This window comes from Caviibacterium pharyngocola (genome assembly GCF_002795405.1).
Taxonomy (GTDB): domain Bacteria; phylum Pseudomonadota; class Gammaproteobacteria; order Enterobacterales; family Pasteurellaceae; genus Caviibacterium; species Caviibacterium pharyngocola.
This window is the reverse complement of record NZ_PHGZ01000020.1, coordinates 112,478-135,791: the sequence shown is the minus strand read 5'-3', so window position 1 is coordinate 135,791 and position 23,314 is coordinate 112,478. Positions and strand designations below refer to the sequence as shown.

Here is a 23,314-nt window from a genome sequence, read left to right as displayed (position 1 = left end):
CAAAAGTGTTAACTAGTTAACATTTCCGGAAAAAATTTAACATTTTTATAAAATTTTAACTATTTCATTTTCCTTTAATCGTTAAATTCAACGGATTTAACTAAAACCAAATGTCTTTCGCCGATTAATTCCGGCACATTTAACCGAATAACATTCTCTATAACGAATCGAGCCTTTAGTTCATCCGCTTCTTGTTGATGAAATTGCCCTTTTAGCGCATAAAACAATCCGTTTTTTTCCACTAAATGCGCGCACCAATCGGTCATATCTTTCAAAGAGGCGAATGCGCGACTCAACACGCCGTCGAATTGATGATCGGGTTGAAAATATTCCACCCGACTTAACACCGGTTCGACGTTAGTCAGTCCTAATTCGCGCACCGTATGACGAATAAAACTGATACGTTTGCCTAAACTATCCAACAGGAAAAATCGTTTATTCGGGTTAATGATCGCCAACGGCAAACCGGGCAAGCCCGGCCCCGTACCGACATCGATAAAACGTTCGCCTTGTAAATAAGGGCTAACCACCAAACTATCCAGAATATGTTTAACCAACATTTCCGACGGATCCCGCACGGAGGTTAAGTTATACGCCTTATTCCATTTATGCAAAAGCAACACCAGCTTAACTAACTGATTTTTTTGCTGATCGGTTATCGAAAGTGCGGTGCTTTTTAGCAAAGTATTTAATTTTTCCGCTAATTGCCGTTCTAAGTCAGTCATTATTCACCACGTTTTAACATACCTTGCTTTTTCAAATTCACTAGCAAAATGGAAATCGCTGCCGGCGTAATACCGGAAATTCGGCTCGCTTGTCCGATGGAAACCGGACGATGTTGTTCCAATTTCAACCGCACTTCGTTCGATAAACCAGCGACGCTCGAATAATCGAAATGTTCCGGAATCACCGTATTTTCGTGGCGTTTGTGTCGTTCGATTTCTTCTTGTTGATGAACGATATATCCTTCGTATTTAATCGCGATTTCCACTTGTTCCACCGCTTCTTTGTCCGCCATCGGCGGCGCAAACGGCGTAAGTGCGGTCAAAATTTGATAATTTATTTCCGGACGACGTAATAAATCTTCGCCGCTAGCTTCTCGAACCAAAGGACTTCCCAACACTTTATTGGTTTCCGCCAAATATTCCAAACGCGGATGAATCCAAATTTGACGCAAGCGCTGTCTTTCCTGTTCGATATTTTCCATTTTTTGATTAAAGCGCGCCCAACGTTTTTCATCGATTAAACCGAGCTCGTGCGCAATCGGCGTTAATCGACTGTCCGCATTGTCTTCGCGCAGTAATAAACGATATTCGGCGCGCGATGTAAAGACGCGATAAGGTTCTTTGGTTCCCAAGGTGCAAAGATCATCCACCAACACGCCCACATAAGCCTGATCGCGACGCGGATACCAAGGATCTTTCTCTTGAACGAATAAACCGGCGTTAATGCCGGCTAACAAGCCTTGTGCCGCCGCTTCTTCATAACCGGTGGTACCGTTAATTTGTCCGGCGAAAAATAATCCGCGGATTGCCTTGGTTTCTAACGTCGGTTTAAGATCTCTCGGATCGAAATAATCGTATTCGATCGCATAACCCGGTTTTACGATACGCGCATTTTCCAGCCCTTTCATTGAATTGACGATGCCCATTTGCACATCGAACGGCAAACTGGTGGAAATGCCGTTAGGGTAAATTTCGTTACTGGTTAAACCTTCCGGTTCCAAATAAATTTGATGAGAATTACGTTCGGCAAATCGCATTACTTTGTCTTCGATGGACGGACAATAACGCGGGCCGATCCCTTCGATGATCCCTGCATACATCGGACTGCGATCCAAATTTGCTCGAATCAGATCGTGAGTTTGTTCCGTCGTGTGAGTGATATAACAAGGGATCTGACGCGGATGTTGGGAAACGGATCCCATAAAAGAGAAAACCGGTAATTGCTCATCGCCGTGTTGTTTCGCCAATACGTCAAAATTGATCGTGCGCGCATCAATACGCGGCGGCGTACCGGTTTTTAAACGCGCAACGCGCAAATTCAAATCGCGTAAACGTTGTGCAAGGGTGACGGAAGCCGGATCGCCGGCACGACCGCCGGTATAATTTTCTAAACCGATATGGATCTTACCGGCTAAAAATGTGCCTGCCGTTAAAATGACTGCTTTGGATCTGAATTTCAGACCCATTTTCGTTTCCACGCCGGCAATACGATCCTGCTCTAAAATAATATCCGTAACTTCTTGTTGGAAAATATCTAAATTCGGTTGATTTTCCAATGCGATCCGCACAGCTTGACGATATAACACGCGATCCGCTTGGGCTCGCGTAGCGCGCACCGCCGGGCCTTTGCTTGCATTTAAGGTGCGAAATTGAATACCCGCCTGATCCGCGGCGGTTGCCATTAAACCGCCCATTGCGTCTACTTCTTTCACCAAATGCCCTTTGCCGATCCCGCCGATCGCCGGATTACAAGACATTTGTCCTAAAGTATCCACATTGTGCGTTAATAAAAGCGTCTTTAATCCCATTCTTGCCGGCGCTAAAGCCGCTTCGGTACCTGCGTGACCGCCGCCGATGACGATCACATCATAACTTTCCGTATAAAACATATTAACCTTTTCGTGATAAATTTATTTTTTGATCTATTATTCGAACGTAACGATCCATTTTACCTCAAATAAGACAAAGCATAAAAGGAAGATTTCGGATTCTTGATAAAAGATCGAGGGTTTGATGATCTGCTAATTAATATAAGATCTTTATTTATATATAAAGATCTTATTATGATAATTATAAGGATCGCCGATCCTTGTGAGTAGATCGAAATTTCATTGTTAAATGAATGAGTTAGATCTTTATTATATTGTTAGGATCCGGATCGGTTAAGATAAAATTTCTTGTGAATAACTGCTTGAGTTATCCACAAGTGATTTCGGATTAAATTTTATTCTAAGAATAATAACAAAATTCTTACAGTTTTTATCAATGTTATCCACAGCTTGAAATCGAATAAACCGAAGAATTTTTATGCTAATCCTTGAATAAATTGAGGCAGCCAGTTTTCGGCATATTGTTCGTTATCTTCAACGGTTAAGGTATCAATTTTTAAACAAGGGCAAATTTCCACCGCACTTTTTTCCGTTAACACCGATTGCACCGTATCCGCCGCAAAACAAAAGGTGTCGTAATCGGAATTACCCAAACATACCACAGCAAAACGTAGATCGGTTAAATTCGGATTTTGTTGTCGAATTTGTTTAAACAGCGGCTTTAAATTATCCGGTAATTCGCCTGCGCCGTGGGTGGAGGTGACGATTAACCAAATTTTATACTCGATAATGTCGTCCAAATGTGCGCCGTGAATCAACGTGGTGGCAAAATCTTGCTGTAATAAATCGTTTAAATGTTCCGCGACATATTCGGCGCTGCCTAAGGTGCTGCCGCTGACAACGGCGATAGTTTCTTTCATCAAAATATCCTTTGTAATCAAAAGCTTCTACTAAAAAATAAGGCTTAGATAATCTAAGCCTTAAATCCTTATTTCAATCGATTAAACGTTATTTTCAATGGAACCCAACATTGAACGGATACGCTCCAACACATTGTTGTATTCCACTTTCAGTTGATCATTTTCGTTGCGCAAACCGTCGTAAGCTTGTTGAACCTGATTATTTTTCTCTTTTAATTCTTCAACTTCTAATTGAAGTAACTCGACGGTTTCAACGGCTTGTTTAATTTTTTGTTCTAATTGATCTAAGATTTCTAATGACATAATGGCTTCCTCTAAAAAATGTGTTCATTAATACGGACTATTCTACCTTAGTTAAGCTGAATTGTTAAAGGGAAGAATATTCGACACACAGAATTTCATAACCGCGAGGTGTGATGTGTCGCCTGAATTGGAAAATAATCCCTCCGCTTATAAGATTATCCGCCATAAACAGCGGGCTTTCAACCGATTAGGCGGCTTAAGATCAAATTTATCTTTTATTCATTGCTGTGTAAAATTTTTTATATTTCATTACGCAACCGTTTGCCAGAATGGTAGAATAGCCGAAATCTGTCAATTAAGTAATAAAGGGTAACGAAATGAATAGAGCATTAGCCATTGAATTTTCAAGAGTAACGGAAGCGGCGGCGTTAGCCGGATTCGCGTGGTTGGGTCGCGGCGATAAAAATGCGGCGGACGATGCGGCGGTACAAGCGATGCGTTTGATGTTAAATCAAATCGATATGGCGGGTGAAATTGTTATCGGCGAAGGTGAAATTGACGAAGCGCCGATGTTATATATCGGTGAAAAGATCGGCACGGGCAAAGGCGAAGAAGTGTCTATCGCCGTCGATCCTATCGAAGGTACGCGAATGACCGCAATGGGACAACCGAACGCCCTTTCCGTTTTGGCTGCCGGCGGTAAAGATACATTTTTGCGTGCACCGGATATGTATATGGAAAAATTAGTCGTCGGGCCGGAAGCGAAAGGAATGGTGGATTTAAATTTACCCCTTGAACAAAATTTGCGTCGCGTCGCGTCGAAAATGGGTAAATTATTATCGCAATTAACTGTGATTACCTTAGACAAACCGCGCCACAGCGAAGTGATCAAAAAAATGCAACAACTTGGTGTGAAAGTGTTGGCGATTCCGGACGGCGATGTGGCGGCATCGATTTTATGTTGTTTGCCGGACGGCGGTGCAGATATGTTATACGGTATCGGCGGCGCACCGGAAGGCGTAGTTGCCGCAGCGGCGATTCGCGCTTTGGGCGGTGAAATGCAGGCGAGATTGATTCCGCGTCATCAAGTGAAAGGCAGCTCGCCGGAAAATCAAGCTATTGCCGCCGATGAAATTCGCCGTTGCAAAGAAATGGGCATTGAAGTGAATGTTGTGCTGAAATTGGAAGATTTAGTGCGCGACGATAATTTGGTTTTCTCCGCAACAGGTATTACGAACGGTGATTTATTGCGTGGTATTCACCGTCGCGGTAATTTGGCGACAACGGAAACCTTGTTGATTCGCGGTCGCTCGCGAACTATTCGCCGAATTCAATCGACTCACTATTTAGATCGAAAAGATACCGCACTTTATCGTTTGATCGGCGCATAAGTTGCCGGTTAAAGTGCGGTGAAAAATTCGGATTTTTTTCATTGAAATATGATAAGGGCGAATTTTCGCCCTTGTTACATTTACACATAAAGCTATTTAACAATCTTCTTTTATTATGAAAAGAAAGTAATGTTTTTTGTTTCTTTTTTCTGGTCGGACCTTCCTGATTAATCTTTTTCTTTTTAACAAAGAACAGCCTTTATTTTTCTATTTTCTTTATTTATATCAATTAATTAGTTATTTGTTTCAATAAAAAAGATAACCATCTTTTATTTGTTATTTATTTCGTAACTAAATTTTCATCGAAAAATTTTTATTGCAGTTTCTTTTTTTTTGTTAAAAAATAACCGCCCTTTTACACTTCAAAATATATTAAAAAACGATAAAAAACTTTTTAAAGGGGAATATAATGAAAAATAATCAATTTAATCAATCGGTTATTTGTTTATCCGTTAGTTTGTTGCTCGGCACGGCTTACGGACAAAATTCATCGGCTTATCTTGCGAATCCGTATAAACTTGTCGGCTTAACTCAACAAATCAGTGAAACCTATTCGGGTAAAGGGATTAAACTCGGTGTAGTGGACAGCGGATTTATGCTGGATCACCCGTTAATGAATCGCGATAAATTACATCCGATTATTCTCGAATTGGATGATGACGGAGAAAAAATTGTCATTGATCCGTCGAATTATGATATTGACACCGAAAAAGACGAGCAAGGAAAAGAATTCAAAGTCTATTCGATGCACGGCGGTCAAGTCACCGGCATTATCAATTCGAAAGCCTTGGCTGCGTATAATTATCCCGGCGGAATTGCAAAAGAAAGCGAAGTTTATGTTGCACAAACGGATTTCAACAAAACCACCGATGACGGCAAAGCTTTAGGCAAAAAATCTGATGAAGAAGATGAATCTTTTCTAATCGGAAACGGCAATGATGCCCAAGTTCAACGGAGCCTATTATCGCTCGGTATTCAGAAAATTGCGGAACAAAAACCGCTAGCGATTAATAATAGCTGGAATGAAGATCCGGCAGGTGATTTTGCTAAAGACGCGGATGCAAAATATAAACAAGCGTTATTAGCTCAAGCTCCAACGAATGAATTGATCACAACCTTAAAACAAACGGTTAAAAATGATATTTTAATTGTATTTGCTGCGGGGAATGAAAGTAAAAAACAACCGGGCATTATGGCTGCTTTGCCGCATTATTTCCCTGAATTAACTTCGCATTATATTTCCGTGATTGCGGTGGATAAAGATAAAAACTTAACGCCTTATTCGAATTATTGCGGTGTTAGTCGTTATTGGTGTATTGCCGCACCCGGCGATTTGAACGTGCTGGCCACTGCCGGTGCGGAAGAAGGTAAAAAAATCCCAAGTTTGCAAAAACAATCCGGTACATCATTTGCTGCACCGGTCGTGACCGGCTCCTTAGCACTGTTGAAACAACGATTCGGTTATTTCACACCGACCCAATTACGCGACACCTTATTCACCACTGCAACGGATTTGGGTGAAAAAGGTGTGGACGATAAATACGGTTGGGGCTTGGTAAATTTAACCGACGCCGTTTTAGGGCCGCGCGGATTATTGCGCGACGAAACCTATCGTGTTAATCAAAATGACCTATGGTCTAACAAACTTGAAACAGAATTTGCTTTAACCAAAGCCGGTGACGCCGAATTAACCTTAACGGCAAAAAATAATCGCATTAAAACCCTTAATGTGAATGAAGGAAAATTGGTGTTACGTGATACCACTTCTGCGGATACAGTAAACAATAGTGCAGCCTTGTCTTTATCCGACTTAATTGTCAATCAACATTATGTTTCCGCGCCGAATGCGCAGTTAGTATTATTATCTGCCCAAGGCATTACTGCGAACGGAAAATCCGCAACGGTCAATTTGGCGGGCAGTTTATCCGCAGCGGAAAGTTTAAATGAAAAAGCTCAAGCGGGTGACACAATCGCACGCGTTGTAACCTTAAAAAACGGGGCGTCTTATCAAGGTGGCTTTAATCAGCTTGTGAAAAGTGCGGTGCTTTTTAACAAAGGATTGCGCCAAGACTTATATTTCAGCGCCGATGGTGTGGAACTAAAAGCTAACAAAGCAGAAAAAATCACTGATCACAATGCCGATATTAACGGACAAAACGGTTTGCTCGTATTAAATGTGCTACGGGATATGCCGATTGCGTGGAAAAAAGGCCTCTATAACGATTGGTTGCAACAAGCGATTGAAAAGCAAAATTTGCAAAACTTACATTATGCGATTGGTAACGGTATTTATGCGGAAAGTCTGACATTTTTAAGCAAACATTTTGCTACCCGTTTAAGTGCGGCGGAAAATGATCTATTTCGTTATCGTGATTTAGCGGAAAAAACTCTGAATGTTTGGTTGGATGGTAACAGTGAAAAATATCATTCTAATGCATCACAAGGCAGCAGAACGGATTTTCACACGCATCGAAACGGTGTCGGCATCGCTTATAAAACCGATAATCATCAACTTATTCGCGCTAATTTCAATTATCTTAAAACGGAAGTTGATCAAGCCAATGCTCAAGCAACAATCAAGCAATTTGAAGCCGGTGCGGCATTACGCTATATGCCGTCTAAAGAATGGTTTGTGGATTATGCCGGCAGCCTTGCGCGCATTGATTATAAACAACAACGTAGTTTTAACGGCAAATCCTTAGGCGAAGGAAAAAACAAAGGTTGGCTAATGGGCGCCGAATTGCGCGGTGGGTTATTTTTTAATCCGCAAAATTGGTTGATCGAACCGACGTTCGGTGCGCAATGGGTACGGTTAGAAATGAACGAACTGAACGAACAAGGCGAATTTTCTCTTTCCAGTGCTAAATTCACTCAAAACGATATTAACTTAGTTTCTGGCTTACGCGTAAAAAAAGCCTTTGACGGCGAATACGGCACGATTACGCCGAATGTCGCGCTGGATTATTTATATCGACTTAATCATTCCGATACAAAAGTTCGTAGCTCGTTGCAAGGTATTTCTTTTGATAATCAATCCGTTGCCTTTAGTCGAGGTTGGGCGGAATTAAGCGGCGGTGTGACCTTTGAACGAAATAATTGGTTTATGGCGGCGGAACTTAAACGCGAGTTATCCGCCAACGGCAAAGGAACCCGTTGGATGACAAAATTGGGATTACGCTTTTAATTAAGCTCTAATTTAATTAATCCCTAAAAAGTGCGGTGAAAATTTTTTATTTTTTCACCGCACTTTTATCATTTTTTCTTTTCGACGTGAACTAATCGATAAAAAAAGCGACAAAGCTTATATCAATTAACCTCACAATATAAGGAACTATTTATGGATTTTAACAGCATTTTGAATCAAGTTTTAGACGTTGCAAAAGATCAAATCGGCAAAACGATGGAAAGCAATTCCACTGTTGATAAAATTACTAAAGCGGGCGGCGGTGCGGCGGCGATCGGTATTTTGTCGATGATTTTAGGTCGTAACGGCGGCGCGGGATTAACTAAATTAGGTTCATTAGCCGCGTTAGGCAGCCTTGCTTATCAGGCTTACCAACAATATCAACAAAGCCAAAGTGCCGGTACATCATTAAGCAAAGAACATTTTATGGCGACGGAACAAAATACCGATGCCGACAAATTATTGTTGCAAGTAATGATTGCGGCAGCGAACGCCGATGGTGCGATTACCGATGACGAAAAACAAGCAATCGTAATGGAAGCGGGCAATAATCCGGAAGTTTATCAATGGTTGCAACAAGAAGTGAATAACCCGATTTCCATTGCGGAAATCGCAAAACAAGTGAATAACAATCCGGCATTAGCGGCACAAGTTTATTTAGCGGCGCGTGTGGCTTGCGCGGAATTGGATCGCAAAGAAATCGTTTTCTTAGCCAACCTTGCCCAAGCGTTGAATTTAGATGATCAGTTGATTGAACAATTAGAAAAACAAGCCGGTTATTAATTGCTTGTGAAATAGAAAAAAGAGGCGAAAAAATTCGCCTCTTTTCGTTTATTTATGCGGAATTTCCGCCAGCACATCGGTTAATAAACGCCAATAAGTTTGCACTGCCGGAATATGTACTTTTTCGTCCGGCGAGTGTGCGTTGCGGATGGTCGGGCCGATAGAAACCACATCTAAATTCGGATAGATTTTTTTCAATAATCCGCATTCCAATCCGGCGTGAATCACTTTAATTTCCGGCGCATAACCCAAAATATTGCCGTAAACCTTTTCGGTTAATTGTAAGATTTCACTGTCGCGTTGTGGCACCCAGCCCGGATAATCACCGGAAAACGTCACTTTCGCCTCGGCGAGATCGGCAAGAGATTGCAATAGGCTTTCCACATATCGTCTGCCGCTTTCGATCAGCGAACGTAATAAAATCGTGCCTCTCACGGTATTATTTTCCGTTTTCAATACACCGATACTTAATGAGGTTTCAACCACACCGTTGATTACATCGCTGTTGCGGATTACGCCGTTCGGCACTAAGTTGAATAAATTAATCACTGCGTCACTGCTTGACTGTTCAAACACTTCCGTCGGTTTGTCGCAAGGTTGTAAAAATAAGCTGAGAGAAGGTTCGCTTAAGGCTAATTCTTCTTGCAATAAAACGTCGAAATTTTGCACCGCACTTTGTAAAGCGTTCGGATCGCCGTTAAAACAAAGCGTCGCGAAAGCTTCGCGCGGAATGGCATTGCGCACCGAACCGCCGCGAATATCGCTTAATGCAAACTCAACGTCGCTTGCTTTCAGTTGAGCTAAAAAGCGCACTAAGGTTTTGATTGCATTGGCGCGTCCGGTATGAATGTCACAGCCGGAATGTCCGCCGCGCAAGCCTTTTAAGCTTAATAGACGGCAATGTTCGAAGGTATTCGGCGTTGTGTTAATCGAAAGGGCTAAATCGGCATTTTCGCCGCCGGCGCAACCGATATAAATTTCACCGTTTTCTTCCGTATCGGTGTTAATCATAATTTTGCTTTGAACCCAATCGGCACGCAAGCCTAATGCGCCTTCCATTCCTTGTTCTTCGGTCATTGTTAGTAAAACTTCTAATTCCGGATGCGCGATATCTTGACTGTCGAGAACGGCAAGTGCCGATGCCATTCCGATACCGTTATCCGCGCCTAAGGTCGTGCCTTTCGCCGTAACCCATTCGCCGTCGATATAAGGCAAAATCGGATCGACGGAAAAATCGTGTCGAGTATCTTCGTTCGCTTGCGGCACCATATCCAAATGCGCTTGAAGCACCACGGATTTCCGGTTTTCCATTCCAACACTTGCCGGTTTACGAATCAGAATATTGCCCGTTTCGTCACGTTCGGCGAAAAAGCCTTTATTTTTTGCCCATTGTAGAATAAATTCGGCTAATTTTTCTTCGTGATAAGACGGATGCGGAATCGCACAAATTTGATCAAACCATTGCCATAATAATTGTGGTTGTAGCTGTCGGATTTCAGACATATATTCTCTCCTTTAATGAAAAAGTTTCTTAAAATAATAGCATAAAATCGTTTTTCAGGTTATCCTAACCCAATTTTATTTATTGGGTAGCATTTTACCCGCCAATATTATTTAAGGTGAGTTATGAGCGAAAAATATGTTGTCACTTGGGATATGTTCCAAATGCACGCTAGAAAATTAGCCGAGCAATTACTGCCGGCGGCACAATGGAAAGGTATCATTGCGGTAAGTCGCGGCGGTTTGTTTCCGGCAGCGGTTTTAGCGCGTGAATTAGGCATTCGTCACATTGAAACCGTGTGTATTTCAAGTTATGACCATAATAAACAAGGCGAATTAAACGTATTACACGCCGCGCAAGTGGATAATGGCGGCGAAGGATTTATCGTGGTGGACGATTTGGTCGATACCGGTAATACCGCTCGCGCTATTCGTGAACTTTACCCGAACGCGCGTTTCGTGACTGTATTTGCAAAACCGGCAGGCGCGGCGTTGGTGGACGATTATATTGTGGATATTCCGCAAAATACGTGGATCGAACAACCTTGGGATATGGGCATTTGCTTTGTTCCGCCGCTTGCAAGAAAATAATCTTATTATTAAAAAACAAACGCCGCAGAAAAAGCGGCGTTTTTGTCGGTTAATTGGTTTTTAATTTATTCCAATATTTTTCATAAATATCTACGGCATCGCCCACATCACCTTGTAAAATGCCTTTTTCCACTTCTTCCGCCGGTGGGAATAACACCGGATTATCGGCGATGGACGGATCCAATAACGCTTTCACGCCTTCATTCGGCATCGAGAATCCCATTCGTTCCACAACCACTTTGGCGCTTTCCGGACGAAGGAGGAAATCAATGAATTTATAGGCATTTGCGACATTTTTCGCGGTTTTCGGAATGGCGTAATTATCCATCCAGAAAATAGCGCCTTCCTTCGGATAAACAAATCGAATATGGTTATTTTCTTTATTGCCCAAATAAGCGGAACCGTTCCAAATCATCCCTAAAGACACTTCGCCTTGCACATAAGGCACTTCCGGCGAATCGGAGTTAAACACCGACACATTCGGTAGTAAGGCTAACAAACGTTCGTAAGCCGCTTTGATCTCCGCTTCATCGGTAGTATTCGGCGATTTTCCGTTTAATAATAACGCGATGTGGAACACTTCGCGCGCATCGCTGGTGAGCAACACTTTTCCTTTGTATTGCGGGTTCCATAAATCCGCCCAGCCGGTGATATTTTGTAATGGAATTTCTTCCGCATTTACGCCGATACCGGTTAAACCGTAAACATAAGGCAAAGAATAACGATTATTCGGATCGAATTCTTTATTCAATAAATGTTGCGGAATTTGTTTAAAATTGGACAGTTTATTATGATCAAGCGGTTGCAACATACCTTCTTTCACCATTTTTCCCACATAATAACTGGATGGAAAAACCAGATCATAGCCGGTATTTTGCGAAAGTAATTTTAATTTGGCATACATTTCTTCGTTGCTTTCAAAAGTCGAATAAATGACTTCAATGCCGGTTTCTTTGGTAAATTCGGCGATTAAACTTGAAGGAATATAATCGGTCCAGTTGTAAACATAGAGTTTTTCTTTGGCGAAACTTAGGTTACTGAAAAGAGATAAGGTAATAAAGAAAAGAGAAGTGATTGCGCGAGCAATGATTTTTTTCAATTTTTCGTCCTCCGAAGTCGATGTTATAAATACGACGTAAGATTAAAGTGCGGTTAAAAATAAATTTGTTTTATTGAATAAAACGAAACTTTTAAGAAAAAAGTTGAACGAAGTATAACAGATATTCGTCTATTTTATAGCGAAAAGTTTGACATATCTTCTTATGAGAGTAATATCTGCGAAAAATTTTCTTATTTATCGGGTTTTATGCTACTTACCTATTCACACCAAGATCATATTCAATCCTATTATTCAGACACTTGCAATCTTCACCTTGAATGTCCGCCGTTATTAAAAAGACAATCCGCCGACGTTTGTGTTATCGGCGCCGGTTTTCTCGGTTTATCCACCGCACTTGAATTAGCGGAACAAGGAAAAAAAGTCATTGTACTGGAAGGCGCACGAATCGGCTTCGGCGCTTCCGGTCGTAGCGGAGGTCAAGCGATTAACGGGTTTGAGGACGGCATTGACGAATACATTAAGCAAGTGGGATTTGACGTTGCGAATAAACTCTGGAAAATGTCCCTCGAAGCCATTGATATTATTGATGAACGGATTAAAAAATATCAGATCCAATGCGATTGGCGCAAAGGCTACGCAACCCTCGCGCTCAACCAACGTCGTCTGGATGATCTGATCGCGATCGAAAAAGCCAGCCGAGAAATCTTCGGCTATGAAAAAATGCAACTTTGGGATAAAGCGCAACTGGAACGTCATCTCGGCAGCAAAATTTATCAAGGCGCCTTGTTCGACAGCAATTCCGGTCATCTACATCCGCTTAATTATTGTTTGGGTCTAGCCAAAGCTTGCCTTGATCTCGGCGTGGAAATTTACGAACAATCGCCGGTGATCGATTTACGCATCGGCAAATCGAAAGTCAAAGTAAAAACCGACGTTTCTTCCGTGATTGCAAAAGACGTCGTCTTAGCCACAAACGCTTATATCGCCGCGTTACCGAAAACCATTCACCACGGCATCGCAAAAAAAATTCTGCCGGTGGAAAGTTTCATCATCGCAACGGAACCCTTAGATCAACAAACGGCGGACAGCGTCATCAACAACGGAATGTCCGTCTGCGACAACAACTATTTATTGGATTATTACCGCTTAAGCGCGGACAATCGCCTATTATTCGGCAGCGATTCCAGCTCCGAACATAATATGATCGAAGTAATGCGCAAAAATATGCTCGCCGTATTCCCTCAACTGGAAAACGTCAAAATCGATTACGGTTGGGGTGGACCGATTGATATGACCATCAACGCCAACCCGCACTTCGGACGCATCGCACCGAACATTTACTTCGCCCAAGGCTATTCCGGCCACGGCGTCGCCTTAACCGGCTTGGCAGGGCGAATTATCGCCGAAGCCATTTTAGGCAACGACGAACGCCTTTCCACCTTCGAAGTGCTAAAAGTCCCTTCTATTCGCGGCGGCCGCCTCGCCAAAAAAGCCGCGCTGTTTATCGGAACGAATTATTATCGGTTTTTGGATAGGTATAGGTAGGAACTTTAAATCTAGAAAATGATTATTTATAATCAAAAAGATTTTATTTATTCATTTTTGTGATATTCATCACGGTTTCATAATGATTTTTTTCATATACTTTTCGTGCATAAAACGGAAAGGAAATAAATTTTATGAAATTGTTTGTGATTGCCGACGACTTTACCGGAGCTAACGATACCGGCGTTCAATTTAGCCTACAAGGGCTATCTGTGGACGTAATGGTAGATTTTTCGCAATCATATGATGATTCGGCAGATGTCATTGTGGTGAACACCGATTCACGAGCAATGACGATTGAAAACGCTCAAAAATCTGTTTATCAAGTCATTTCTTCACAACCTATTTCGGCTTGTATTTATAAAAAAATCGACTCGACACTGCGCGGTAATATCGGTGCGGAAATAGAAAGTTGCTTACAAGCAGCACAACGTAAGCTCGCTCTTTTTTGTCCGGCGCTTCCTAAAGCGGGTAGAACGATTAAAAACGGCATATGCTATGTACATAATCAACCGTTAATCGAAACCGAGTTCGCCACCGATCCAAAAACACCGATTATTTCTTCAGACGTACGGCAGATTATCGCCGCGCAAACGGCGATTCCGCAGCTTCGTATTCATTTGGATTTATTAAGACAATCGGATTGTTTAAGTATTATTAAAGAAAATTGCTCACAAAATTCTTCTTTAATCGTTTGTTTTGATGCAGAAAACGAACAAGATTTACAACGTATTAATCAAATCGCCGCTCAACTTAACGAACCGCATATTTTGGTGGGTTCATCCGGTTTAGCGCAGTCGATTTTCAGTGAAAAAAGACCGCACTTTGACGTGCAATCCGCATTACCGATTTTCTTTGTTATCGGATCAATGAGTGAGAAAACCCGCCGACAAGCGGAATATGTCGCACAGCATTCTCATTTAACACCAATCGTTATACCGACGGAAAGCCTGCTTCGCCGCGATAGCAATCTTGAACGGATAAAACAAAAAGTTATTCATCGCTTGCGTGAAAAACATCACGTTTTATTACAAACCGACAATTCCCTTGCCGCACGAGAAAACATTGACACCCTTTGCCGACAATATCAACTGGATCGCGCAACTTTGGGCGAAATGATTTGCCAAGAATTATCGAAATTAAGTGCGGCAATTTTAACGGAAATTCATTTCAATATCGGCGGATTATTTTTAACCGGCGGTGATATTGCCGTCGGTGTGGCGAAAAAATTAGGCGGTAAACGTTATCGAATCGGCGGAGAAATCGAAAGCGGCGTGCCTTTCGGTTATTTCCCTTCGACGCCTTTTTCCCACATTCCGATTATTACGAAAGCCGGCGGTTTTGGTTCCGAAACGGTTTTATGGAAAACCATCGATTTTATACAGAATAAGGTCAACAGACCCTAGAAATAAGGAGTAAAAAATGAAACCTATTTTAGGCATCACAATGGGTGATGCGGCGGGCATCGGTCCGGAAGTGATTATTAAAGCCTTGGAAGATAAACGTATTTACGAATTGGCACATCCCATTGTAATTGGTGATAAAAAAATTATGCAACGCGCATTGCCGATTGTAAATTCTAAACTGACCCTAAGAGCGGTGGAAAATTTGGATAATTTTACCGGCGAATTCGGCTATATCGATATTTTGGATTTAGATAACTTGCCGGCGGATTTACCTTTTGCTCAAGTGGATCCGCGCGCCGGCAGAGCTGCGTATGAGTTTATCGAAAAAGCCGTGCAGCTCACATTAGACGGAAAAATTCACGCCATTGTCACCGCACCTTTAAATAAAGAAGCCTTACACGCCGGCGGCAAAATGTTTCCCGGACACACGGAAATTCTTGCCACATTAAGTCACACAAAAGATTATTCAATGATGCTGACCAGTGAAAAGCTTAATGTTATTCACGTCACAACACACGTTCAACTACGCAAAGCTTGCGATTTAGTTACCAAAGAACGCGTAGCGACGGTCATTGATTTGGCGGAAGAAAACGCAAGAATGCTCGGTTTCGCCAACCCGCGCATTGCCGTTGCCGGACTAAATCCGCATTCCGGCGAAAACGGAATGTTCGGAGATGAAGACGAAAAAGAAATCGTACCGGCAATCAAAGCTGCACAAGCCAAAGGCTTTAATGTCACCGGCCCAGTTCCACCGGACACCCTTTTCCACCGCGCTGCAAACTTAAACGAATTCGATATGGTGGTCGTGATGTACCACGACCAAGGACATATCCCAATCAAACTCTTAGGGTTTGATACCGGTGTGAATGTTACCGTCGGCTTACCGTTTATCCGCACTTCAGTGGATCACGGAACCGCATTCCCAATCGCCGGAAAAGGCATCGCAGACAGCCGCAGTATGACCGAAGCCCTCTATCTAGGCGCCAAAATGGCAAATATTAAATACGCAAACCAATAAATAACGCGAGGAAAATAATTATGTTTAAACCAGAAGGTATTGTTACACCAATCTTAACAGCTCTTGATGATAATCAACGTTTTAATGCAGGCGCATACCGTGATTTTATTGATTATTTGATTAATGCGGGCGTGCACGGCATTTTTACTTTGGGTACTAATGGTGAGTTTTATGCCTTTGACCGAGCAGAAAAATTAGAAATTATTAAAGAAACGGTAAAACACGTAAATGGTCGCGTGCCTGTGTATGCGGGTACGGGCGGTATTACGACTAAAGAAACTATTGAATTTTCTAAAGAAGTTCAAGATCTTGGAGTTGATTTGCTTTCAGTAATTTCTCCTTATTTTATTCAAGTATCACAAGATGATCTTTATCGTCATTTTAGCCAAGTAGCCGAAGCAGTAAATTTACCAATTTTAATGTACAACATTCCGGCTCGTACAGGGAATAACATTGATTACACAACGGTGAAAAAGTTAGCTAAATACGAAAACATTATTGGTATAAAAGATAGTAGTGGAAATTTCGATAATTCATTGAAATATATTGAAAATACCGATCCGCGTTTAAGTGTTATGGCTGGTAATGATTCGCTAATTTTATGGACATTGTTAGCCGGTGGTACCGGTGCAATTAGCGGATGCTCCAATGTTTTCCCTGAATTAATGGTAGAAATTTACGAACAATGGAAACAAGGCAATTTTGAAAAAGCTAACGAAGCCCAGAAAAAAATTCGTGCGTTCCGTAATGTAATGGCAAAAGGTAATCCTAATTCCGTGGTAAAACGGGCGGCCCAATTAAGAGGTCATAATGTTGGTATTGCAAAAGAGCCGTCCAACTGCGCCAATAATCCGGCAATAGATCAAGCATTGCTGGAAGTTTTTGAATACTACAAATAACAAAGCTAAAAAGTGCGGTTGGTTTTTTCAAAACTTTTCTAAAAAAGGCCGCACTTTTATTTCTTACTATTGATTCTTGTGGAGAATGAAATGAAAAAAGTAGTAATTTCACATCGTTTACACGATGACGGAATGGAGGTTCTGGAGAAAGCCGGCGCAAATATTGCGATTACTAATGACGGAAATCCTAAAGTTATGTTACCGGAGTTGCTTGATGCCGACGGTTTAATTATCCGTATCGGTTCTATTGACAGAGAAACGTTATTGCAAGCTAAGAATCTTAAAGTAATAGGTAGACCGGGTGTTGGAGTTGATGATGTTGATGTTAAAACTGCCACCGAATTAGGTATTCCTGTTGTTATTGCTCCCGGTGCCAATACACGATCCGTTGCGGAACACGCATTTGCATTAATGTTTGCTTGCGCCAAAGATTTAGTTCGTTCGGATAAGGAAATGCGAAACGGAAATTTTGCTATCAGAAGTAGCTATAAGGCTTATGAACTAAACGGCAAGACACTGGGATTAGTCGGATATGGTCGAATCGGGTCAATTCTGGCTCAAATGTCTAAAGCGATTGGAATGAACATTAAAATTTATGATCCCTTTGTTGATAAGAAAGTAATTGAAAATGAAGGTTATATTTATTGTTCAACCTTAGAAGATGTCATTAAAGATTCTCACGTTATTTCTATTCACACACCGTTAACTGAGGCAACCAGAAACCTAATTGGTGAAGAACAATTAAATTTAATGAATCCACATACAATTTTAATTAATTGCGCTAGAGGAGAAGTTGTTGATGAAGTTGCATTAACCAAAGCACTTGAGCAAAAACGAATCCATACTGCAGGCTTAGATGTCTTTGCCAATGAGCCTGTTGATATTAACTCACCATTATTTGAATTAGATAACGTAACTGTTTCACCGCATATGGCGGGTCAAACTAAAGAAGCAGCGTCGGGTGTCGCAACTATGGCGGCACAAGGGGTTTTAGCTGTAATTAATGGTGAAAAGTGGTCTTATGTTTGCAATCCGGAAGTATATCAACATCCTAAATGGAATAAATCGGAGTAATATCAAATGAATAATTATTCTTTATTTCACACCAACAAAATCATTGGCGGAGCAGGTTGTATCGGTCAAATCGTCGATGTAGTGAATGAATACGGTGCCAAAAATGTATTAATTATTACGGATCAAGGCGTATTTAATACCGGCTTGATTAATCAGCCTAAAGAACTGTTAGAAAAATCAGGGATTAGCGTAAATATCATTAACGATACACCGCCTGAGCCACCTATCGACAAAGTGAATGATATTTATCTTGCTGCAAAAAATATGAATTCGCAAGTCATTATCGGTATCGGCGGCGGTTCGGCAATGGATACGGCAAAATTAGTGGCTATTTTGTTGAATAATGACGTCAGTTTACAGGATGTGGCTGACGGCAAAGCAAAATTTAAACGTCGCGGACTGCCGACTATTATGGTGCCGACCACATCCGGAACCGGTTCGGAAGCAACACAAAATTCAATCGTATTAATTCCTGAACGTGAGTTAAAAGTCGGAATTGTGGATGAAAAAATGTTGCCGAATTGCGTCATTCTCGATCCGGTAATGACGATTGGTCTGCCGCCGCATATTACGGCAAATACCGGTATTGACGCGTTCTGCCACGCATTAGAATGTTATATTTCCAAAAAATCCAGCCCGTTTAGCGATACTTTTGCCTTAAAAGCGATCGAATTAATTTCCGCTAATATTCGCACCGCTTATCAAGACGGCAAAAATCTGCAAGCCCGTGAAAATATGCTGTTGGGCTCTTATTTCGGCGGTGCTTGTATCGCAACTTCCAGTACCGTGGCGATTCACGCTTTATCCTACCCGTTGGGTGGTAAATATCATATTCCTCACGGATTAGCGAACTCAATTTTATTACCTGACGTAATGAAATTTAATCTTGATGCTTGTGAAGAAAAATTTGCCAAAGTTGCTCAAGTAATGGGATTGGATGTGGCGGGTTGTTCGCAACGTGAAGCCGCCGAGAAAATGATTGATGAGCTTTACGCATTAATTCGTGATCTTGACATTAAATGTGATTTAAGAGCGGTCGGAATTTCGGAAAATGTGTTGGATGAATTAGTTGATTCCGCATTTACGGTAAGACGTTTGCTTGATAATAATCCGAAAGAAATGTCAAAAGCGGATATTCGGGCGATTTACGAGAAAATTATTTAAAGACTGTGGGGTTATTTCAATGATAAATAGCCCAATACTAAATGGAGGTTGTTGTATGAAAAAGTATTTCTTTGATAAAAACTTTTTAGCAGGATTTATCTTTTTTCTTGTTGCATTATTTTATCTAACCAATGCTTTTCTAATTGAGACAAAAGATTTAGTCAGTGTTGAAGCGGATTTTATGCCAAAAATTTACGGTTCATTTTTATTGATTACTTCTTTGATTTTACTGATTACATCAGCAAATAAGATTAAGAAAGTGACTCAAAATATAGAAAACAAGGAAACGGATTGGAAAAGAATTTTTGCAGTTATTGTTTTGATTTTCGTCTATGTATTATTAATGCAATATATAGGCTTTATTATCACATCAATCCCTTTCTTGTTTGGTTTATCCATTCTCCTTACTCCGCAATATATTCATAAAAAATATTGGGTTTATGCAGTCTTTTCAGTCGTATTACCGGTAATAGCGTACTTTATATTTAGTTATTATCTCAATCTAACAATGCCTTCGGGAATATTATTTTAGGGAGAAAAATATGTTTGAATTATTTGCTCAAGGAATATCTTCCTTATTTACAATGACCGGTATGTTATGTCTGTTAGGTGGTGTATTTGTCGGTATTATTTTTGGTTCTGTTCCGGGATTATCCGCCACAATGGCGCTGGCATTATTTTTGCCGATAACCTATGCATTAGATCCTAATATGGCGGTTATTTTGCTTATTGCATTATATATCGGTGGTATTTCAGGCGGTTTGATTACTGCAATTTTAACCGGTATTCCGGGAACACCCTCATCTATTGCGACTTGTTTCGACGGTTATCCGATGACTAAAAGAAATCAGGCATTTAAAGCGTTGGGTGTCGGTGTAACTTTTTCTTTTTTAGGTACGATTTTTTCTACGATAGTCCTTGTTTTTTTGTCACCGGTGCTTGCCAAAATCGCTATTAAATTTGGTGCCTATGAATACTTTGCCGTGGCGCTATTTTCATTAAGTATGTTAGTCGGATTATCCGGCGATAATATTTGGAAAGGGCTTATTTCCGGATTAATGGGATGTATGTTTGCAACTGTCGGTATGGATAGTATTGCTTCGGTTAATCGTTTTACCTTTGGATCAGAAGAAATTGCCTATGGCTTTGATGTATTACCCGTGCTAATCGGTTTATTTGCGATTAATGAAATTATTGCTAAAGCGGATACGGTAAAAGCAGAAAGACAAAATGCGCAAGTAATTACTGCGATTAGAATGGAAAAAGGGTTAGGATTTTCTCTTAAAGAATTTTTTGGGCAAACTAAGAATTTCATTGTTTCGTCATCCTTAGGTACTGGAATTGGTATTTTACCCGGTATAGGCGGCGGTGCGGCTAATGTAATGGCATATACGGTTTCTAAATCAACATCCAAATATCCGGAAAAATACGGAACGGGAATTATGGATGGAATTGTTGCATCGGAAGCTTCAAATAATGCGGCTATCGGCGGTGCTTTAGTTCCTTTATTAGCTCTTGGTATTCCGGGCGATACGGTGACGGCGATTTTATTAGGCGGATTAACATTACACGGCATTATTCCGGGACCGTTAATGTTTACTGAAAACGTCAGTACTGTTTATGCGATTTTCTCCGCAATGTTTTTTGGTGCGATAGTAATGTTTGTAATGGAATTTTATGGATTAAGAATCTTTACTAAGATTTTAGCCATTCCAAAACATTTTTTACTTCCTGCTATTTTTTTATTCTGTGTAATCGGTGCATTCGGTGTCAGAAACAATTTCTTTGATGTTTGGGCGACAGTATTATTCGGGGTAATAGGGTTTAGTTTTTACAAACTTTCCATTCCTGCTGCACCATTTATCTTAGGATTTATTATCGGTCCGTTAGCTGAGCTAAATTTAAGACGCGGTTTAATGTTTTCACGTGGCGATTTCACCGAGTTTTTTAAAGCGCCTATCGCAGTAACTTTCTTTATTCTTACCGCACTTGTTATTGTGTTTGCAGTAAGAAATCAACTTAAAAAGAAACAATCAATTAAATAAGGAGTTTTCTATGAAAAAATTATTAAGTGTTTTATGTGCCGGTATTTTGGGTGTAAGCCTGACGGCTTGCGATAAGAAAACAGAAAATATTTCCGTTCAAGTGGAAAATAATTGGCCACAAAAAACTATCACATTAATTGTACCTTTTGGTGCGGGCGGCGATACGGATTTTCACGCACGTAATTTAGCGAATCATTTAGAAAAAGAATTAGGAGCGAGAATTATTGTGAATAATGTTTCCGGTGCAAATGGAAATGCCGGAATGAAACAAGTAGCCAGTGCGAAACCGGACGGTTATACGGCATTATTTTTTCACGAATCTATGTTAACGAATAAGGTTGTCGGATTATCAAATCAAGCTCACGAAGCATTAGATCCTGTTGCCGCAACAATCGTTGATGATTCTTATGTGATAGCGGTTAATGCTAAAAGCGGACTGAAAAATCTAAATGATTTAGTGGATGCGGCGAAAAAACGTCCGGGCGAACTTGTTTATGCATCATCAGTCGGCGGATATTCATATTTCTTAGGGCGTGTTTTAGAAACTCAGACAGGGATTGACTTTAATATTGTTGATGCCGGTGGCGGTAGTGATAGAAATGCTGCTTTATTAGCCGGTAAAATCGACACTAATGTAAATCCTTACGGTGTAATGAAATCCTATTTTGATTCCGGTGATTTTTTACCTTTAGCTGTTATCAGTGATCACAGAAATAAATTATTTCCTAATGTTCCGACTGCTAAAGAGCAAGGTTTCGATTGGACTGCTCAACGATATTATTTCTTAAGTTTCCCGAAAGGCACGGATCAAAAGATTATTGAAAAAATGGAAAAAGCTATTCAGGCTGTAACGGAAAAAGAGGAATTCCGCAAAAAAACCGAAGAAGCTTATAGCGTATCTCCTACATTTGTCGGTTCCAAAGCACTTATTGAACATTTAAATAATACGTTAAAAATGTTTGAAGACAATAAAGATTTAGTTAATAACTAACCTAAATTAATGCCCGTTTAGATTATAAATGGGCATTTTATCAAAAATTATTTAATATCTGTAAAAGATCCTAATTTTTTAAACATATTATTGATATGTTTATATGATGAACCTATACTCAATTTATAAGAAATTTAACTATACTAAAATAAATCATTACTAATAATAAATAACTGAATGGAATACCATTATGTCCCAAGATCGCCTAGAACAAATAATGTTGTTCTTAAAAAGCCATAATATCGCGACTGTCGAGCAGTTGGTTAAAGTTACAAATTCTTCGCCCGCGACAATTCGCCGTGATTTGATTAAATTAAATGAAGAAGGTTCGATTATTCGTACGCACGGTGGGGTGAGTTTAAATCAATTTATTCCCTTTCAGCCGACAACCAATGAAAAGCAATATCGCCAAATCGTCGAAAAAGATTGTATTGCCGAGTATGCGGTTTCGTTGATTTCTGCGGGAGATTCGGTGGTATTGGATGCCGGAACGACAACATTATGCATTGCAAAGAAAATCGCGCATATGCCGTTGCGGGTGGTGACGACCGATTTGCATATTGCCTTGCTGCTTTCCGAATATAAACAAATCGAGCTGATTTTAACGGGCGGGCGGATAGACAATAGTAGCCAATCTTGTATTGGTAATCACGGATTAACGTTTTTACAAAATCTAAATCCTGATATAGCCTTTATTAGCTGTAACTCGTGGAGTTTAGCTCGCGGTGTGACGGCTCCGACGGAAGAAAAAGCCTATTTGAAAAGATATTTGCAGCAAAACGCCAGAAAACGCGTATTGGTTGCGGATAGCAGTAAATACGGAAAATATTCTTTATTTTGTGCATTGGGATTAAATCAATTCACCGACGTGATTACCGATAAAGGACTAGCTCCCGAGGATAAAAAAGAACTTGAAGAAGGTTCGTTCAAACTGGCGTTAGTTTAA

20 protein-coding genes are annotated in these 23,314 nt (G+C 40.7%); 14 read left to right on the top strand and 6 right to left on the bottom strand.

Going from position 1 to position 23,314, the window contains the following annotated elements; all coding sequences use genetic code 11:
* Positions 1-74: 74 nt before the first annotated feature.
* The 4 genes from rsmG to CVP04_RS09285 all read right to left on the bottom strand — a co-directional run bounded on the left by rsmG (position 75) and on the right by CVP04_RS09285 (position 3,777).
* The gene (gene rsmG / locus CVP04_RS09300; protein ID WP_100297233.1) at positions 75-725 is read right to left on the bottom strand and encodes a 16S rRNA (guanine(527)-N(7))-methyltransferase RsmG; all 651 of its coding nucleotides are present in this window, start codon (positions 723-725) and stop codon (positions 75-77) included.
* The gene (gene mnmG / locus CVP04_RS09295) at positions 725-2,614 is read right to left on the bottom strand and encodes a tRNA uridine-5-carboxymethylaminomethyl(34) synthesis enzyme MnmG (protein WP_100297232.1); all 1,890 of its coding nucleotides are present in this window, start codon (positions 2,612-2,614) and stop codon (positions 725-727) included. The genes rsmG and mnmG overlap by 1 nt, the downstream gene beginning before the upstream one ends.
* 416 nt (positions 2,615-3,030) lie before the next feature.
* Positions 3,031-3,474 carry an FMN-binding protein MioC gene (mioC, locus tag CVP04_RS09290; protein ID WP_100297231.1) on the bottom strand — a complete coding sequence of 148 codons (444 nt, stop codon included), beginning with the start codon at positions 3,472-3,474 and terminating at the stop codon, positions 3,031-3,033.
* 81 nt (positions 3,475-3,555) lie between these two features.
* Positions 3,556-3,777: a cell division protein ZapB gene (locus tag CVP04_RS09285; protein WP_100297230.1), complete on the bottom strand. Its 222-nt coding sequence runs from the start codon at positions 3,775-3,777 to the stop codon at positions 3,556-3,558.
* 317 nt (positions 3,778-4,094) lie between these two features.
* On the opposite strand from CVP04_RS09285, the gene glpX reads away from it, so the two are divergent.
* The 3 genes from glpX to CVP04_RS09270 all read left to right on the top strand — a co-directional run bounded on the left by glpX (position 4,095) and on the right by CVP04_RS09270 (position 9,075).
* A complete protein-coding gene (gene glpX, locus CVP04_RS09280; RefSeq protein ID WP_100297229.1) occupies positions 4,095-5,108 on the top strand; it encodes a class II fructose-bisphosphatase in 1,014 nt (337 codons plus the stop codon).
* 409 nt (positions 5,109-5,517) lie between these two features.
* Positions 5,518-8,292, top strand: coding sequence for a S8 family peptidase (locus CVP04_RS09275; protein WP_100297228.1), 2,775 nt, complete (start codon positions 5,518-5,520; stop codon positions 8,290-8,292).
* Between the two features lie 153 nt (positions 8,293-8,445).
* Positions 8,446-9,075 carry a tellurite resistance TerB family protein gene (locus CVP04_RS09270; protein WP_100297227.1) on the top strand — a complete coding sequence of 210 codons (630 nt, stop codon included), beginning with the start codon at positions 8,446-8,448 and terminating at the stop codon, positions 9,073-9,075.
* A gap of 48 nt (positions 9,076-9,123) precedes the next feature.
* Here CVP04_RS09270 and CVP04_RS09265 read toward each other — a convergent pair whose 3' ends face one another.
* Positions 9,124-10,578, bottom strand: a complete 1,455-nt coding sequence (locus CVP04_RS09265) for an aminoacyl-histidine dipeptidase (RefSeq protein ID WP_100297226.1) — start codon at positions 10,576-10,578, stop codon at positions 9,124-9,126.
* Positions 10,579-10,701: 123 nt separating this feature from the next.
* On the opposite strand from CVP04_RS09265, the gene gpt reads away from it, so the two are divergent.
* Positions 10,702-11,166: a xanthine phosphoribosyltransferase gene (gene gpt / locus CVP04_RS09260; protein WP_100297225.1), complete on the top strand. Its 465-nt coding sequence runs from the start codon at positions 10,702-10,704 to the stop codon at positions 11,164-11,166.
* Positions 11,167-11,215: 49 nt separating this feature from the next.
* On the opposite strand, the gene CVP04_RS09255 is transcribed toward gpt, so the two are convergent.
* The gene (locus CVP04_RS09255; protein ID WP_100297224.1) at positions 11,216-12,265 is read right to left on the bottom strand and encodes an extracellular solute-binding protein; all 1,050 of its coding nucleotides are present in this window, start codon (positions 12,263-12,265) and stop codon (positions 11,216-11,218) included.
* Positions 12,266-12,472: 207 nt separating this feature from the next.
* On the opposite strand from CVP04_RS09255, the gene CVP04_RS09250 reads away from it, so the two are divergent.
* From CVP04_RS09250 to CVP04_RS09205, 10 genes are all read left to right on the top strand, one after another.
* Positions 12,473-13,771 carry an NAD(P)/FAD-dependent oxidoreductase gene (locus CVP04_RS09250; RefSeq protein ID WP_100297223.1) on the top strand — a complete coding sequence of 433 codons (1,299 nt, stop codon included), beginning with the start codon at positions 12,473-12,475 and terminating at the stop codon, positions 13,769-13,771.
* Positions 13,772-13,905: 134 nt separating this feature from the next.
* Positions 13,906-15,177: a D-threonate kinase gene (gene dtnK / locus CVP04_RS09245; protein ID WP_100297222.1), complete on the top strand. Its 1,272-nt coding sequence runs from the start codon at positions 13,906-13,908 to the stop codon at positions 15,175-15,177.
* A 16-nt stretch (positions 15,178-15,193) separates the two neighbouring features.
* On the top strand, positions 15,194-16,195 hold the full coding sequence (gene pdxA, locus CVP04_RS09240; RefSeq protein WP_100297221.1) for a 4-hydroxythreonine-4-phosphate dehydrogenase PdxA: 1,002 nt from the start codon (positions 15,194-15,196) through the stop codon (positions 16,193-16,195).
* Between the two features lie 20 nt (positions 16,196-16,215).
* On the top strand, positions 16,216-17,094 hold the full coding sequence (dapA, locus tag CVP04_RS09235; protein ID WP_100297220.1) for a 4-hydroxy-tetrahydrodipicolinate synthase: 879 nt from the start codon (positions 16,216-16,218) through the stop codon (positions 17,092-17,094).
* A gap of 90 nt (positions 17,095-17,184) precedes the next feature.
* A complete protein-coding gene (locus CVP04_RS09230; RefSeq protein ID WP_100297219.1) occupies positions 17,185-18,168 on the top strand; it encodes a hydroxyacid dehydrogenase in 984 nt (327 codons plus the stop codon).
* Positions 18,169-18,174: 6 nt separating this feature from the next.
* A complete protein-coding gene (locus CVP04_RS09225) occupies positions 18,175-19,332 on the top strand; it encodes an iron-containing alcohol dehydrogenase (protein ID WP_100297218.1) in 1,158 nt (385 codons plus the stop codon).
* A gap of 55 nt (positions 19,333-19,387) precedes the next feature.
* Complete coding sequence (locus tag CVP04_RS09220; protein ID WP_100297217.1) at positions 19,388-19,864, top strand: tripartite tricarboxylate transporter TctB family protein; 477 nt, start codon at positions 19,388-19,390, stop codon at positions 19,862-19,864.
* Positions 19,865-19,874: 10 nt separating this feature from the next.
* A complete protein-coding gene (locus CVP04_RS09215; protein ID WP_100297216.1) occupies positions 19,875-21,377 on the top strand; it encodes a tripartite tricarboxylate transporter permease in 1,503 nt (500 codons plus the stop codon).
* A gap of 10 nt (positions 21,378-21,387) precedes the next feature.
* Positions 21,388-22,368: a tripartite tricarboxylate transporter substrate binding protein gene (locus CVP04_RS09210; protein ID WP_100297215.1), complete on the top strand. Its 981-nt coding sequence runs from the start codon at positions 21,388-21,390 to the stop codon at positions 22,366-22,368.
* A 190-nt stretch (positions 22,369-22,558) separates the two neighbouring features.
* Positions 22,559-23,314 carry a DeoR/GlpR family DNA-binding transcription regulator gene (locus CVP04_RS09205; RefSeq protein ID WP_100297214.1) on the top strand — a complete coding sequence of 252 codons (756 nt, stop codon included), beginning with the start codon at positions 22,559-22,561 and terminating at the stop codon, positions 23,312-23,314.